The sequence below is a fragment of the Solitalea lacus genome, assembly GCF_022014595.1.
Taxonomy (GTDB): domain Bacteria; phylum Bacteroidota; class Bacteroidia; order Sphingobacteriales; family Sphingobacteriaceae; genus Solitalea; species Solitalea lacus.
The window spans coordinates 591,800-608,385 of sequence record NZ_CP091740.1; the positions used below are offsets into that span (position 1 = coordinate 591,800).

Annotated in this window: 10 protein-coding genes; 8 read left to right on the top strand and 2 right to left on the bottom strand. The window is 36.6% G+C overall.

Going from position 1 to position 16,586, the window contains the following annotated elements; all coding sequences use genetic code 11:
- Positions 1-199: 199 nt before the first annotated feature.
- The 4 genes from L2B55_RS02500 to L2B55_RS02515 all read left to right on the top strand — a co-directional run bounded on the left by L2B55_RS02500 (position 200) and on the right by L2B55_RS02515 (position 10,556).
- Positions 200-3,925 (top strand): sensor histidine kinase, encoded by a 3,726-nt coding sequence (locus L2B55_RS02500; RefSeq protein ID WP_237848715.1) that lies wholly within the window; start codon positions 200-202, stop codon positions 3,923-3,925.
- 112 nt (positions 3,926-4,037) lie between these two features.
- Positions 4,038-7,067: a GH92 family glycosyl hydrolase gene (locus L2B55_RS02505; RefSeq protein ID WP_237848716.1), complete on the top strand. Its 3,030-nt coding sequence runs from the start codon at positions 4,038-4,040 to the stop codon at positions 7,065-7,067.
- A gap of 38 nt (positions 7,068-7,105) precedes the next feature.
- A complete protein-coding gene (locus L2B55_RS02510; protein ID WP_237848717.1) occupies positions 7,106-7,861 on the top strand; it encodes a copper homeostasis protein CutC in 756 nt (251 codons plus the stop codon).
- Between the two features lie 49 nt (positions 7,862-7,910).
- Entirely contained in the window at positions 7,911-10,556 is a 2,646-nt protein-coding gene (locus L2B55_RS02515; protein WP_237848718.1) for a beta-mannosidase, read from the top strand.
- A 75-nt stretch (positions 10,557-10,631) separates the two neighbouring features.
- On the opposite strand, the gene L2B55_RS02520 is transcribed toward L2B55_RS02515, so the two are convergent.
- Positions 10,632-11,429 (bottom strand): glycosyltransferase family 2 protein, encoded by a 798-nt coding sequence (locus tag L2B55_RS02520; RefSeq protein ID WP_237848719.1) that lies wholly within the window; start codon positions 11,427-11,429, stop codon positions 10,632-10,634.
- Positions 11,430-11,460: 31 nt separating this feature from the next.
- Positions 11,461-12,714: a glycosyltransferase gene (locus L2B55_RS02525; RefSeq protein WP_237848720.1), complete on the bottom strand. Its 1,254-nt coding sequence runs from the start codon at positions 12,712-12,714 to the stop codon at positions 11,461-11,463.
- A gap of 110 nt (positions 12,715-12,824) precedes the next feature.
- Between L2B55_RS02525 and L2B55_RS02530 the strand changes: the two genes are divergently transcribed.
- The 4 genes from L2B55_RS02530 to L2B55_RS02545 all read left to right on the top strand — a co-directional run bounded on the left by L2B55_RS02530 (position 12,825) and on the right by L2B55_RS02545 (position 16,566).
- Positions 12,825-13,589: a class I SAM-dependent methyltransferase gene (locus L2B55_RS02530; RefSeq protein ID WP_237848721.1), complete on the top strand. Its 765-nt coding sequence runs from the start codon at positions 12,825-12,827 to the stop codon at positions 13,587-13,589.
- A 7-nt stretch (positions 13,590-13,596) separates the two neighbouring features.
- Positions 13,597-14,475, top strand: a complete 879-nt coding sequence (locus L2B55_RS02535) for a motility associated factor glycosyltransferase family protein (protein WP_237848722.1) — start codon at positions 13,597-13,599, stop codon at positions 14,473-14,475.
- Between the two features lie 119 nt (positions 14,476-14,594).
- Positions 14,595-15,059 carry a GNAT family N-acetyltransferase gene (locus L2B55_RS02540; RefSeq protein ID WP_237848723.1) on the top strand — a complete coding sequence of 155 codons (465 nt, stop codon included), beginning with the start codon at positions 14,595-14,597 and terminating at the stop codon, positions 15,057-15,059.
- A 28-nt stretch (positions 15,060-15,087) separates the two neighbouring features.
- Entirely contained in the window at positions 15,088-16,566 is a 1,479-nt protein-coding gene (locus tag L2B55_RS02545) for a lipopolysaccharide biosynthesis protein (protein ID WP_237848724.1), read from the top strand.
- Positions 16,567-16,586: the final 20 nt, after the last annotated feature.

Sequence of the window (16,586 nt, forward strand, 5' to 3'; positions counted from 1 at the left end):
TTTTATGCCCTGTTCAAAAATAACGAGTAGAAATAAACTTGTTTTTTTATAAAAGTTCAGCTATTTTTTAAATTTAATAGTGTATTAATTTTCTGTTTCCGGAATTTCTTTGATTATACTTCGGTTATTATTTGAGATAAAGGTCGGTAAATGGAGAATCTAGAGGGATAAAAGGATATAGGATTGCCAAAACCAAAATATGTTAAAAAGCAACGCCAAGTTTATTTTTTATACATTAACGCTAATTGGTGCGCTGTTTATTGTAAACTATACTGTTAGCTACTTTTCAAAGCCCGATACGGAGCTAAGAATGGTAGCTAACAGAGTTGGACGTTTGCTGACTGAAAAGCTGGAGTTTATCGACGGTTTCTATCTATACTCGATAGATGGTAAAAACTTAAACTCCCCTGCCGTTAACTCTGTTGAGATTATTCAAAAATTAAAAGATCAGAATCTTAATTTATTGCAGTTTAAGGGTGACCATCTAATTTTTTGGACTAGCAACAATGTAATTATTGACAATCCAAGTCAGATAAAAAGTGGCAGTTCATTTGTGAAACTCTCCAATGGTTGGTATTTCATAAATAAGAAGGTCAATAAAAATATTTCCAGCTTGTTTTTAATGCTGGTGAAAAAAGAATACTCGTTTCAAAATAGTTTCTTAAAAAACACATTTTCAGAAGAACTTAACATACCGGATTACTTTAAGCTTTCCAGCTTAGATGAGAAGCGGATTGTTTACGTGGTTATTGAGCCCGATATAGTTCTTTTCGGACTAAAAATAGACAGTTTTAGTCGAGATCAAACTATATCGATCCCGAAAATCGTAATCGAGAGCTTAATGATTCTTATTTTATTTATTCTGTTTGTTTTTATTGGGAATCAGCTTTATGAGCGACAGAAAAAATGGCAAGCCTTTTTACTAATCGTGGTGGTTCCGATTGGATTTCGATTGTTATTGTTAGAGTTTGCTATTCCAGGCGAATTCTACAGAAGTGAAATGTTCGCTCCTACAATCTACGCCTCATCTTATCCCAATAATTCATTAGGAGATCTTTTACTAAATGTTTTGCTGGTTTTCGGCATTGTTTGGTATTACAGTAGAAAAATCAAGCCTATTGATTTATCCTTCGGTCACAAAACAGCAGCCTATGCGGTTTCGGGTATTTTTCTGTTTTTCATATTTCAGCTTTGTAAACTGCTGTACGATATCTTTGAAGGATTGATTTTGAACTCCAAAATTGAGTTTGATCTATCTGAGATACTCGATATAAGTGGATATAGCATTATTGGTCTAACTATAATAGGCATAACAGTATATACATTTTTCCTTATTTCAATATTGATAGTGAGGTTTTTTGCGGAATTGAACTTTCATGAGAATGAAAAGCTTGCTGTATTTACAACGTCAATCTTTGCTGTAACGATCTATTTTGTTCTAAAAGGCAACTACAATGTTTATTACTTATTGATTGCACTTTTTCTTTTGGTTGTTGAACGTAGTACAAAACAAGGAAGGGCGGTGCTCACCTTTCCAGAACGAACTTTAGTTTTGCTTATATTCTCAACAATAATAGCATCAAACTTAAATATTTTCTTAGCTGAAAAGGAAAAGGAAAACCGTAAGTTATTAGCGTTAAAACTAGAGGATGCCCATGACCCAATTGCCGAAATTGTTTTTACGGATATAAAAAGGAAAATAAAGACAGACCCAATTGTAATTAATTACTTTCTTTCTGCCGAAAAGAATAGGCTGGCTTTAAATGATAGATTGCAAAAGGTTTATTTTACAGGGTATTTTTCTCGCTACGAAGTAAACACATATCCGCTTGAGAATCCTGCAGATACCTTAGACAATCAGGAGGTCTCGAGCATACGTTTGTTGTTTAAAAATAGTGGGCTCGATTTTAATCAGGCGCTTGCTGGGACCGACACCCTCTTTCAACCTAAAGGAATTCCGGGTATTCAGCAATACATAGGAGCAATAAGCATTAAAGAAGGAATAACAGAGGCAAAGCTGTTCTTTGATATTCGTTCCAAACTAGCAGAAAGAGGAAGCAAATATCCTCAGGTATTATTGGAAAGTAATGTAAACGTAAATCGGGAACTTGAAAACTATTCATATGCCTTGTATAATAAGGGCAAATTGATGATAAATAGAGGGGATTATCAATATAAAGCAAATAGTTCAGATTTTACATCCGACTTTAAAAGTACAGACAGCTACTTTTTCAACTTAAACAACTTTAACCACCTTGTCTATCGGGTTGGACAAGACACACAGATAATTGTTAGCCGCAGAAATCATGACTTTTTAACTGATCTGGCTATCTTTTCATATATATTAGGTTTCTCAATTCTTTTTGCAGCTGCAATTTTCTTCTTAAGAAACATTGGTACTTACCTGGAGGAGAATTATGAAAACATTAGCCAGTTTAATTTTACACAGCTATTAAATTCCTTCAACCTCTTATTTAAAACCCGGATTCAATTATCAATGATTATTGCTGTAATGGCTTCAGTTTTGGTAATCGGTTGGGTTACATTATTGAATGTCCGGAAACAATACCGAGATCAACAAAATGGGTTAATCATTGAAAGGATCAATTTGGCTAGTGTGAATTTTAATGCACAACTGGTTAAAGATGATTCATTGGTACTGGATAATGAGTTTCCTATTAAGTTTGCCTCTTTTGCTGATATCAGTTCATCGGATGTAAATCTTTATGGACCTGATGGTCGGCTAATTCGTACTACACAACCAAAACTATTTGATAGGGGATTGATCTCTGAAAACATTAATCCAAGGCCGTTTCATGATATTTCCAAAAATGGGTTCACAGAGTACATAACAGAAAGAGAATCCCTAGGGACATTAAATTACCTTTCTGCATATGCCCCAATTATAAATTCAAAAAATAAGATTCTAGGGTACATCAATATCCCTTATTTTGAAAATGAAGAAGACTACAGAGGGAAAATATCAATCTTTTTGAGCTCTATTATTAACGTTTATTCTTTTGTGTTTTTAGCAATCGGTATTATCGCATTTGTGTTTTCCAACTCGATAACAGCTCCGCTTGAAATGCTGCTGCAAAATTTTAAGACCACACGGATTGGACGTAATAAACCAATTGAATGGCAAAATAACGATGAAATTGGAGCGATGGTGCATGAGTACAACAATATGATTGCCGAGCTCGAAGTTAGCGCGCATAAACTGGCCATGTCGGAGCGCGAAAACGCATGGAAAGAAATGGCAAAGCAAATTGCACATGAGATCAAAAATCCGTTAACTCCTCTCCGCTTAGGAATTCAACACCTGGAGCGTTCATGGCGTGACAAAGACCCGAACTTTGATCAGAAATTTGAAAAATTCAGTAGGAGTTTTGTTCAGCAGATTGACAGTTTATCTTTTATTGCTTCAGAGTTCTCTAGTTTTGCCAAAATGCCTGAAACCAAAAATGAAGTGTTTGATGTGAAAGAAATTTTGGAACAAACAGTTAACATTTTTAAAGAAACTGAAAGTGCCGAAGTGATTTTCCGTTCATGGAATTACAGTAATACTAAAATATTTGCTGATAAGGATCAGTTACTTAGATCGTTCAACAACTTGGTGAAAAATGCATTGCAGGCAATGCCGACCGATGAGCGCGGAATGGTTATGATAGATCTAACTGGTTCAGAAAATGAAGTGTCTATTACCATTTCTGATACGGGTAGCGGGATTCCTGATGAGGTTCGAGAGAAAGTTTTTGCCCCCAACTTTACCACAAAAAGTTCGGGTATGGGTATTGGACTTGCTTTTGTGAAGAACTCTATTGAAAATGCAGGTGGAATGATTCGTTTCAACTCAGTTGCCGGTATTGGTACTACATTTTATATCAATTTACCTGTGGTAAAAAAACGGAAAAATAAGGCTTAATTGCTGCCATTTCAAATGTATCTACTTTTATGAAAATGGAATAAGTGTTATTCCTTTTGTCATTTTATAATAGAATCTCGATTTTAGAAGAATCAAACCAAATAAACTCATAATGAATCGAGCATTTATCAAAACCTCACTTTGTGTTTTGTTAAGTACTATTACCCTCTCTACTTACAGTCAGAAACTGATAAGTTATGTAAATCCGTTCATTGGTACGGCCGCACATGGGCATACTTTTCCAGGTGCAACGGTGCCTTTCGGTATGGTGCAATTGAGTCCGGACACGGGGACTGAAGGCTGGGATTGGTGTTCGGGGTATCATAGCTCTGATAGTTCTATCATTGGATTTTCACATACTCATTTGAGTGGAACCGGTGGCGGAGATTATGGTGATATTTTATTAATGCCCACAATAGGAGCCTGGAAAGTTCAACCAGGAGCAAAAGATAAATCAAATGATGGCTACCGTTCTCGTTTCAGTCATGAAACAGAAAAGGCTTCACCCGGCTATTACAGTGTTTTTCTGGATGATTATAAAATAACAGCTGAATTGACAACGACCACCCGCGTGGGCATACATAAATACATTTTCCCCAAATCATCAGTGAGTAATGTCGTGGTCGACTTGGAGCATGGTATTTCTGATGATGTGCGGGAGAGTTTTATTCAAATAAGTGGTAACGATGAAGTTGTTGGTTTACGACGATCAAAAGGTTGGGCAAACGACCAATATGTTTATTTTATTATAAAGTTTTCTAAGCCCTTTAAAAAATTTGCAGTGGCCAACGACGAAGATATGACTGTTGATGGTCGCAAAATGGAAGGTACAGCTGTGAAAGGCATTTTCAGGTTTACAACCAAAGAAAATGAGGCTATTTTGGTTAAAGTGGCCATTTCATCGGTGAGTGTTGAAGGGGCGCGTAAAAATTTGGAAGCCGAGGCTCCCGAATGGGATTTTGAAAAAATCAGAGCCCAAACAGAAAATAGTTGGGAACAGCAGTTGAGCAAAATAAAGGTTAATGCGCCAGTTGACTCGCTGGATTCCTCTCAAGTAAAGCAAAAAACAATATTTTATACTTCGCTTTACCATTGCTTTATTCACCCTAATATTTATAGTGATGTTGATGGGCAGTACCGTGGAATGGATATGCAAATCCATAAAACTACTACGAATCACTATACTGTTTTCTCACTCTGGGATACTTTTAGAGCGTTACACCCCTTGTTTACTTTAATTGCACCTGAAAGGAACACTGAAATGGTACAGTCATTATTAGATGATTATAAACAATCCGGTCGACTGCCCATTTGGGAGCTTGCCTCAAATGAAACCGGAACAATGATTGGCTATCATGCTGTCCCTGTAATTGCCGATATGATTTTAAAAGGAATTGGCTCGCTTGATGTAAGCCTGGCCTATGAGGCAATGAAAAAAAGTGCACTGGATGATGACAGAGGATTAAAGTACTACAAGCTGAATGGTTTTATTCCCCGGGAGCTTGAAGCTAATTCAGTTTCTAAACAACTGGAATATACCTTTGATGATTGGTGCATTTCACAGGTAGCGCTCAAATTGGGTAAGCAAAATGATTACGAATATTTTTTAGGTCGTGCATTAAATTATCGTAATGTTTTTGATCCTTCAGTTGGTTTTATGCGTGGTCGCAATAGTTATGGGCAATGGAATCCTGACTTTAATCCTATGCAGGTTTCAATATTCGGAAGCGGTGACTTTACAGAAGGAAATGCTTGGCAATATAGTTTTTTTGCACCACAGGATGTAAATGGGATGATGGAATTATATGGAGGAGCAAAAAAATTTGCAGCAAAGCTAGATAGTTTGTTTGCTCAAAAGTCTCTGGTAGATAATGAACATGCTTTAGATGTAAGTGGTCTTATTGGGCAGTATGCACATGGAAATGAACCAAGTCACCATGTTGCTTATTTATATAACTATGCCGCCGAGCCTTGGAAGACCCAGCAAAAAGTACATGAAATTAGGGATGGGTTATACAGCATTGAAAGGGCTGGATTATGTGGAAATGAAGACTGCGGACAAATGTCAGCATGGTATGTGTTTTCGGCTTTAGGTTTTTATCCAGTAAATCCAGCTTCCGGACAATATATTTTAGGGAGTCCACTGTTTGAGTCGGTTACCCTCAACCCTGATTCTGAGACATCATTTACAATTTCAGCAAATGATGTTTTCGAAGATAATATTTACGTAGAGGGGACATTGCTAAATAATCAACCCTACTCAAAAACGTATGTTACGCATAAGGATTTGGTTAAAGGGGGGGCATTTGTTTTTTCAATGGTGAATCAACCGAATCACTCTCGGGGTACAAAGCCTGAAGACTGTCCTGTACAAGCCATTAATGTTAGCCAAAAGCAAGGCGAAAAGCTAATGTTTAAGCCATATGAAGCTTCAGGTAAAACGATTTTTTTCGGGAAAAAACTTATTACATTGAAGTCAGAGACCCAAGGGGCTAAAATTTATTATACGGTGGATGGTACGGTTCCAACTTCCTCATCAAAAATATATACCAAGCCGTTTGAGGTAAATAAAAGTGTTATTGTCAATGCAGTTGCTATCGATAAAGACGGTAATCAAAGTGAGCCTTCAACTATCAATTTTACCAGGGCTATCGTTAAAACATCAAAAGGATCATTCCCAAAAATAAAGTCAAACGTAACACCAGGAAATACCTACAAGAATACGGCTGATATATTGTTAGATGGCACTTTAGGCTCTTACGATTTCAGAGATGGAAAGTGGTTTGCAACCGACAATGGACAGTTAAGCTTAACGATTGAACTTGAAAAACCAATCGCTATAAAGAAGCTCAATATTCGTTTTATGGAGAATACAGGGTCTTGGATTTTTATTCCTAAGAGTATACGTTTCAAGGTTTCAGCAGACGGTAGTAATTATGTGGATTTAGGAACAATAAAAAATGAAATGCCTTTAACTCATCCAGAAATTGTTATTAAGGAATTTTCAAAGGAAAATAATGCGAAGGAGAAGGTTAAGTTTATAAAAATAGAAGTTGAGAATGCCGGGAAATTGCCGGGGTGGCACCCTGGGGCTGGTAATATAGCCTGGATGTTTATGGATGAATTGACGATTGAGTATTAAAGCAATTTATTGATTAAAGTAAGAACATAAGAAATAAAATGACTGAATCTTCTTTAGAAATATGCTGTTATTCGGCGGAATCGGTGGTGGAAGCGGTAAAAGGCGGAGCTGATAGAGTTGAACTTTGCGATAGCATGCAGGATGGCGGTACGACTCCAAGTAGTGGAACTATAGCCTTAGCCCGTAAGGCAGACAATATCAAACTATATGTAATTATTCGTCCGCGTGGAGGTGACTTTTGTTATAATGATATTGAGTTCGAAGTAATGAAACGTGATGTCCTGGAAGCGAAACGCCTAGGAGCTGACGGTGTCGTGATTGGACTTTTATTGCCAGACGGATCAGTGGATGTTGAACGGACTAAACAGCTGGTAGAATTGGCGTCTCCAATGGATATAACATTCCATCGGGCGTTTGATATGTCAAAAGATCCTTTTGATGCTTTGGAAAAGATATATGGTTGTGGTATTAAAAGAATATTGACATCCGGCACATATAATACTGCTGTCGAGGGTGTTGAGGTTCTTAGACAGATTATTCAGCAAGCAGATAATAGAGTAAATATTATGGCAGGTAGCGGAGTAAATGCTGACAATATGAAACTGCTGTATGAGGCTGGAATTAGGCACTTTCATTCTTCGGCAATGAAATTTGTTAAAACCGAAATGCAATTTCAGCATCCAAATATAAAAATGGGCAAGGAAGGTCAATTATCGGAGTTTGAAAAAGCAATAGTTGATGTTGAAAAAGTAAAAGCAATGCATCAAAAGCTAAATCAGTTAAGTGGCAACTAAAAAGCTTGTTGAGAGCAAGTTGTGCAGTGATAAAAACGTTATACCAAACATGAGGAAATTTTTCAGGAAACTGCTTCTCACAACCATTGTGGCATGTTCCATAACGATGGTTAAGGGACAAGCAGTAAAAACAATTGAACTGAACAAAAATTGGAAGTTCAAACAAGCTGATGCATCTCAGTGGCGTTCTGCTGAAGTGCCGGGAACGGTTCATACGGATTTACTTGCCAATAAAGTAATTGGAGACCCTTTTTATCGTACAAACGAAAAGGAAGTTCAATGGATTGAGCAAAAGGACTGGATCTATGAAACCGATATCAATATTGATGAGGAGTTAAATGCTTACGAAAATATCGATTTGGATTTTGAAGGCCTTGATACTTATGCCGATGTTTTTGTGAATGATTCTTTGGTGTTAAGTTCCAATAACATGTTTATTGGCCATCAGGTGCAAGTAAGGCATTTTCTTAGAGCTGGAGAAAATAAATTGAGGGTTTATTTTCACTCTCCGGTAAATAAAGCGATGCCTATTTATCAAGCTTCAAAAATTAAATATCCTGCAGATAATGAGCAATCACCCATAAAAACTAGCATTTTCACCCGAAAAGCACCTTATCAATACGGATGGGACTGGGGACCACGTTTTGTAACCTCCGGTATTTGGAAATCTGTACGATTGCATGCATGGAACAAGGTTCGGATCGTTGATACACATGTACAACAACTATATTTAAACAACAATCAGGCTTCACTGGAAGCTATTATCGATTTAGAATCTGATCTAGACAAAACGGTTCAGTTAAAGGTTTCGAGTCCTGATAATGAATTTGAAACTGTTTACATGAACCAATACCTCACTCCTGGTCGTCAGAATGTAAAAGTTTCCTTTCAGATACCTAATCCAAAACGGTGGTGGCCCAATGGTTTAGGTGAACAAAAACTGTATAAAGTGATGATGGAGGTGTTTACAGATGAAGCAGGCGACCGTACAGTTCAAAATGTGGGGTTGCGTACCGTTCAAGTTGTAAATGCTTCTGACTCTATTGGAGAAAGCTTTTATGTTAAGGTAAATGGGGTGCCGGTATTTATGAAAGGGGCAAATTATATCCCGTCGGATAGTTTCCTGCCTCGTGTTACTGTCGACAGGCTTCAAAAAACTTTCGCAGATGTAAAGCAGTCAAACATGAACATGTTACGTGTCTGGGGTGGTGGCGTTTATGAAAGTGATGAGTTCTATAACCTTGCGGATGAAAATGGTATTTTGATTTGGCAGGATTTTATGTTTGCCTGTACTATGTATCCTTCTGATTCGGCGTTTTTGGCTAATGTAAAAGCTGAGGCTGAATATAATATTAAACGCTTACGCAAGCATCCGAGTTTGGTCTTATGGTGTGGTAATAATGAGATTGCAGTCGCCTGGAAAAATTGGGGATGGCAAAAATCATATAACTATTCCGAACTAGACAGTAATGAACTTATAAATGGGTATAAAAAGGTTTTTGACGAGATATTGCCGCAAGCTGTTGAACGATTTGATAGTAACCGATTTTACTTTGGTTCATCACCTATAAGTAACTGGGGGAAAGTTGAAGATTTTAAAAGAGGAGACAACCATTTCTGGGGTGTTTGGCATGCCGAAATGCCTTTTGAAGCCTATAATACTCATGTCCCACGCTTTATGAGTGAGTATGGGTTTCAATCGTTCCCTGATGTTGTAACGATCAATCGGTTTGCAAAATCCGAAGATTTCGATATTAATTCGGCCGTGATGAAAGCTCATCAAAAGAGTTATAAAGGCAATGGGTTAATCAAAACTTATATGGACCGATATTATAAATCGCCTAAAGATTTTGAGTCGTTTTTATATGTGGGACAACTTTTGCAGGCCGAGGGAATAAAGCTTGCCATTGAGGCTCATCGTCGAAACATGCCTTATTGCATGGGCTCATTATATTGGCAATTGAACGATTGCTGGCCAGTGGCATCATGGAGTAGTATCGATTATTATGGCCGATGGAAGGCTTTGCAATACTTTGTAAAAGATGCGTTCACTCCTGTATTGGTTGATCCTCAGATGGAGAATAACAAATTGTCTGTTTACGCCATTTCTGATTTAAAAGAAAGCAAACCTGCCGAGTTAAAACTCAAACTGATGGATTTTAAAGGAAATCAGGTCTGGTCAAAATCTGAAATTGTTCAATTGGAAGCTAATAAAAGTAAAGTAGTTTATAGTGAGCCAACTGCTATTCACCTCCAAAAGGTTGATAAAACTTCACATTTATTAGTTGCGGAATTGTTGGTGGAGGGTAAATCAGTTTCGAAGAACATTTTGTACCTAGATACCCTTAAGGCTCTTAACTTGCCACAACCGGTTATTAAATCTGAAATCCAACAGACAGGATCGCAATTTTCAATAAAACTAAGCTCTGATGTATTAGCCAAAAACCTATATCTGTTACTGGCCAACGATCAGCATTCAGCGTTTGATGTTAACTATTTCGATTTATTACCTGGTGAAGTTCGAATCATTACCTTCAAATCGGGATTAACATTAGAACAGGTAAAAAGTAACCTAAAACTGATAACACTGGTAGATAGTTATTCAGTTTCAGGTGCAAAGACTGATATGGTTAAAGACGAGGAGCAGAATGGTTCTTTCTTTGATCGAATGAGAAAAAAGTTAAAGAAGAATTAAGCCTATTCTGTTGGAATTATAATAAAACAAGAAGCAGCAAGTGTTAATCGCTTGCTGCTTCTGTTTTTATAAGCCTTAGTTAGTGAATTTCGTTCCACGGATTTTCTGTGTAATTATTCGTAGTGCAATGATTATATGCGACCCAATTGTGCTTAATAATCCATAGTGATTATGCATAATCTCAAAACGTTCAGCTAATGCTTTTTTTAGGTTTTGCCATGATGCTCCTCCTGCCAAATACCTCGAAATAAATAAATGAGTGTTTTTGATTTGCTGAGCATTTTTCATACAACTGATACACCAGTCGATATCAGCGGCAATTTTATAGTTAAGGTTATACAACGGCGCAATTGACCGTTTAACAATAAAAGATTGATGACAAACCAGCATTCCCATTCTGAAGCTTTTCCATGTTAATACTTCAGGCGGTCTCAGTCGGCGGGGTCCAAGACTTTTATTCTCATTATCAACAACTAAGGCATCTCCATAATAAATATCAGCAAGTGAGTTTTCATAAAAAATGGATTCAACAGTTGACGGATGGTAAAAACAATCCCCTGCATTCATAAAAAGTACAAAGTCGCCAGTGGCCAACTGCAATCCCTTATTCATCGCGTCGTAAATTCCCTTGTCCTTCTCAGATTGCCAAAGTGCAATATTGTTTTGATAATTTTTTATTATGTCAAGTGTATTGTCCCTTGATGCCCCGTCAATTACAATGTATTCAATGTTAGCGTAGGTTTGTTCTGTAACACTTTTTAATGTCCGCTCAATAAATGGAGCACCGTTATAAACAATTGTAATTATACTTAAAACTGGTTTTTGAAGGTCCTTTTTTGATGCTATTTGTTGTAGTCGGTATCCGCCCTGCATTGTTATTTTAAGTCGAGATTAGTGTGATGATTTAGTGCAAAAGTGATTTATATAAGTCGGCATGTTTCTTACCGACAGCTTCCATACTGAAGCTTTCGAGCACCAGCTGTCGGGCTTGGTCATTTAGCTCTTTCCTATTGGGATGATTAATTGCCCAAAGTATACCCGTGCAAAAATCTTCTGATGATTTGTACTTTGCAAGATAACCTGTTTCTTCGTGCTTTACCATGTCTGGTACCCCTCCAGTTGAAAATGAAATTACCGGGGTGCCACATGCCAAGCTTTCCATAACTGTATTGGGTAAATTATCATCCAAGGTAGTTGTTAGGAAAATATCAGCGGCGGCATATACTGTTGCTAACAGTTCATCATTGTTAATGGTGCCCAAATATGAAGTGCTAACACTCATTTGTGGTGTTTCCGTACCTGGTTTATTGCCAAAAATAACAAGTTCAACATTTTTGCAATCATGCCGATCAGCCAATAAGTCCAAGGCTTCAATTAAATAGGAAACACCTTTATGTTTATCAACTTTTGAAGGCATAAAACCGCTTAGCATTATAAATTTATCAGCTGATAGCCCAAGTTTTAGACGTGCTTCTACCTTGTCTAATGGTTTAAACAAATTGGCGTCGATAGCATTTGGGATAGTTAAAATTGGAAAGTTGTTCAATAATGAGCTGTTCCTAACGGCGCTACCCATCCAATTGCTTGGGGTTACTATCTGAAATCGGTACTTTGAGTATAAGTTGTGTTTTTTCTTCCAAAATTGATGCGAAACATCATTGGAGGTACTATTTTTTACAACAGGGCAATTACCACATTGGAGTTTATAGTTTTCGCAATCATATCGCACATGGCAACCGCCGGTAAATGCGTAACTATCATGAAAGGTCCATACAACGGGTTTTCCAAGTGCCAAAAGTTTTTCTAATGATTTAATTGTTAAAAAACCTTGGTTGGTCCAGTGCAAGTGTAGAATATCAGCCTCTTTAACAGCTGTATGTTTTTGTATTGATTTTCCAATAAATGGGATAGAAAATGGAATTTTTTCTTTCTTCAGCCGAAGTTTAGTTAATACCTGTTCAAGCCCAATAAGGGAAAAGGTATAAAGTTTAGTGATAGGGTTGGCAGAAAAGGTTTTGATTTCGGGATGACTGCCGTATTTATAATTTACAATAAGATTGCTTTCTATATTATGCAGTTTTAGAGCCTCGTTTAGTCGTGCGGCTGCCCGGGCAGCGCCTCCATTACCATCATAACTGTTTATTTGCAGTATTTTCATTAAAAAATTAATCCGCTATTCTTAAATTATCAGTATTCTTACACCTTTGTAAAACAATTTACTAATCTGTCAAAAGTACATATTCAAATACGTAATTTCGTGTGTTAAAAATGGAAACGCAAGCTATTGAAAACAATTTAACCGATCAGCAATTTTGGGCAAACTATTGGGACTCTAAGACAGATATTTTGCACGAAATTGGGCCACATTATGTTTTTTTTGATGTTTTCAGAAAAATTATTGCTAAACATTCAATTAAAAATTCCATTGAATTGGGAGGGTTTCCTGGCTATTTTTCCCTTTTTTTAACAAAGTACTTGAATAAACAAGCTACTCTATTAGATTTTTTTATTCATCCAAAAATTATAAACGAGCTCGAAGTATTTAATAATGTTCCTAAAGATAGTATTCGTTTTATTCAGGGTGATTTATTTGACGAAAGCGAAAGAGAAAAATATGACCTTGTTTTTTCATGTGGCCTGATAGAGCATTTTCAAAATACGAAAGATGTGGTTCGTCGCCATGTTGATTTTTTAAGCAATGATGGCATTTTGCTGCTAACATTGCCAAATTTTACGGGGGTTAACGGATGGTTTCAGCGTAAATTTGATAGAGAAAATTACGACAAACACAATATTTCTTCGATGGACCCAATGCTTCTGACGCGAATTTTTGAGGACTTAGGTTTTGAAGTTGAACATTGTGGTTATTATGGTAAGTTTTCCATTTGGCTTGAAAACCGTCAGCAACAAAATATGGCAGTAAAGATGTTGTTCAGAACCGTTTGGTTAGCCGGAAAAATGATTACAAAGTTGCTAAATTTTGAAAGCCGTATTTTCTCACCATATATTGTGATATGGGGAAAGAAGAAATAATGCTGTAATGATTGAAAATAGTGTAACCTTCATAAGTGATAAAGTAAGTGCAGCCTTACAAACCATAGTTTCGGTGCTAAAGGTCTTAGTTCGTTCAAAATTCGGATTAAAATTACCTGAGGCAACAACCCCAAAGTGTTATATTTTGGGTAATGGCCCATCATTAAAACAATCTATTGAAAAACGACATGCAGAGTTAGTAGACTCCTCAGTTTCTCTATTTGTTGTAAATAGTTTTGCTGTTTCTCCGCTTTTTGTTGAGCTTAAACCAAAATATTACGTATTTCTGGATCCATATTTTGCAAGCTATAATGGCGTTTCAACCCCTATTGATGCTGTAAAGAAAACGTATGAACACTTGCTTAATGATGTAAGCTGGGAAATGACATTGTTTTTGCCGGCCAGAGCTAGTAAAAACTTATTTTTACAGCAATTGGTAAAGCAGAATCCTAATATTAAGATAAGCTTTTATAACTATGTGGTTTTTGATGGTCTTAATGAAGTTAAGTTTCAGTTTTTTAAGCGAAATCTCGCAATGCCACAATGCCAAAATATTTTAGGGGCATGTATTTTCATCGCCACAAATATGCAGTTTAAAGAGGTTTTTTTATTAGGAGCAGATCATTCATGGCACGAACAAATTGCCCTTGATGAAAACAATAACCTGGTGACGATAGATAAACATTTTTATAATCAACAGGGAAAAAGTATAGTAATGAACACGCATGCTAATAATACGGCTGAATATGGTGTTCATAGCTTCTTCGCATCATTAGCAAAGGCCTTTTTTAGTTATAAAGTGCTTGCTAAATACGCTAAATACAGAGGAGTTAAGGTCAAAAATTGGAGTGAAAAAAGTTATATTGATGCTTTTGAACGAATATAATAGCATAAATCCAATAAGCCTTTTTATATTAGCGGTTTAATTTCAAGTACAAATTCATTACCGAAAACTGTTGCTTGCATTAAAATAAATTCAATAGTAGCAGTATATTTATTTACTTTATGATTGTCCACCGCCTCGCGAAGTCTACAGACGTTGATTTATATTTTAAATGGGCCAACGAAGATCAGGCTCGTAAAAACTCATACAGCCAAAAAAAGATTGACTACCAAACCCATGTTAACTGGTTTAATGCTGCATTAAAAGACGAAAACTCTATTATGCTTGTGTTTGAGTATGAAACTGGAATGGCTATCGGACAAATCCGTTTTGAACGTCATAACAGTGATACCATTGTTCGTATCTCTATTGATAAAGATTTTAGAGGACGTCTGCTCGCTAAGCAAATGATCATGGATGCCTGTGATTATTTCTTTAATCTTTTTCCGGGTGATTTGGTAAGGGCTTATATTCGCAAAGAAAACATGGCTTCTGTACGGGCTTTTGAACATTCGGGGTTTGAGTTTGAGAAAGAAACCACGGTAAATGAAATTCCAAGCTTTGTTTATACAAAGCGTAAATCATAATAAATAGCTTGCCTTTTAAATTTTCCTGATGGGAATAATTCAAAAACAATTAATAAAGGGCACTATTTACTCCTATTTAGGTGTGGCCGTAGGATTTGTTACTACAATATTCTTACGGCCATTCTGTTTGTCAGAAGAGGAAAACGGTCTTTTGGCAGTAATTTTAGCATGTTCTTCCATATTGGTACAAGTGTCGAGTTTAGGCTTTCAGTCGGCTTCGGTACGTTTTTTTCCTTACTTTCGGAATCCAAAGAAAAACAATCATGGTTTCTTATTTCTGTCGGTTATAGTATCATTAATTGGTTTTATACTTTGTTGGGTAATTGTTAGTATTGGAGGGGATTTCTTCTGGTCGAATAGCCCTAAAAACCAATTGATCTTTAAGGAATATGGACCAATACTATGGGCTTTGGCTTTTTTTCTTCAGTTTTTTAGTGTACTTGACAACTACAATAGAGCGCTTTATGATACCGTTACGGGTACTGCATTACGAGAGTTTTACCAAAAATTCTTTGTAGGCCTTTCAATGGCTCTACTGTTAGTATTTACCTTAAGTTTCGATCAATTTTTGTATGTGTGGCTATTTGCCAATGCATTCCCAACTTTCATCATAGCGTTTAAGCTGGCAAAAGAGAAAAAGTTGGATTTTACTCCGGACCTTTCTTTTCCGGACAAAAAACTGGTTGCAGGCATGGCTAGTATTAGTGCATTTGCCATCTTGAGCGGTTTCACTACTATGATTATTCAGTATATCGATAAATTCATGATCTTTAATCTATTGGGGACTAAGGAGACCGGGGTATACGATATTACTGTTTATTTTGCAGTGGTAATTGCAATGCCTGCCCGTTCAATGTACAGAATTGCAGGAACCATTATTGCAGAGCATTGGAAAAACGAAGATTACGCCGGAGTTTTATCCCTTTACCGTAAAAGTTGTATTAATCAACTTTTAATAGGTTTGTTGCTGTTTATAGGTATTTGGGCCAATATTGATAACGTGTTTCATATTTTGCCACCGGCCTATAAAACAGGTAAATACGTTATTTTGTTTGTGGGGTTAGGGAGTTTGATAGATATGGCAACGGGGGTGAATGGGGTAATTTTAGCCACCTCAAAGTATTTTAAATTTGATACCTATTTTTTTGTGGCGCTTATTCTGGTTATTATTGGAGCAAACTATGTATTTATTCCGAAATATGGATTAACTGGCGCCGCCATTGCAGCTGCCTTAGGAACCTTCTTGTTTAATTTATTCCGTTTTGCTTTTGTGTGGGCAAAGTTTGGTCTGCAGCCGTTTAGTGTTAACAATGTAGCAATCTTGTTTATTGGGCTAGTTGTTTTAGCTTTAAATTATTTGTTACCACCATTACCTAATTTTATCGTGGACATAGCAGTGCGATCAGGATTGATTACAGCAATATACATGGGAGCGGTTTATTGGTTCAGGTTATCACCTGAAATGAACCAGTTGGTAAACAGTAAAGTCAAGGTTTTAAACCGCTAGATGTTATTTTGATCAAGAAT

Bases quoted from the DNA above. Each gene is read 5' to 3' on its own strand.
- L2B55_RS02500 (WP_237848715.1), top strand. From the start codon at position 200: ATGTTAAAAAGCAACGCCAAGTTTATTTTTTATACATTAACGCTAATT.
- L2B55_RS02505 (WP_237848716.1), top strand. From the start codon at position 4,038: ATGAATCGAGCATTTATCAAAACCTCACTTTGTGTTTTGTTAAGTACT.
- L2B55_RS02510 (WP_237848717.1), top strand. From the start codon at position 7,106: ATGACTGAATCTTCTTTAGAAATATGCTGTTATTCGGCGGAATCGGTG.
- L2B55_RS02515 (WP_237848718.1), top strand. From the start codon at position 7,911: ATGAGGAAATTTTTCAGGAAACTGCTTCTCACAACCATTGTGGCATGT.
- L2B55_RS02520 (WP_237848719.1), bottom strand. From the start codon at position 11,429: ATGCAGGGCGGATACCGACTACAACAAATAGCATCAAAAAAGGACCTT.
- L2B55_RS02525 (WP_237848720.1), bottom strand. From the start codon at position 12,714: ATGAAAATACTGCAAATAAACAGTTATGATGGTAATGGAGGCGCTGCC.
- L2B55_RS02530 (WP_237848721.1), top strand. From the start codon at position 12,825: ATGGAAACGCAAGCTATTGAAAACAATTTAACCGATCAGCAATTTTGG.
- L2B55_RS02535 (WP_237848722.1), top strand. From the start codon at position 13,597: ATGATTGAAAATAGTGTAACCTTCATAAGTGATAAAGTAAGTGCAGCC.
- L2B55_RS02540 (WP_237848723.1), top strand. From the start codon at position 14,595: ATGATTGTCCACCGCCTCGCGAAGTCTACAGACGTTGATTTATATTTT.
- L2B55_RS02545 (WP_237848724.1), top strand. From the start codon at position 15,088: ATGGGAATAATTCAAAAACAATTAATAAAGGGCACTATTTACTCCTAT.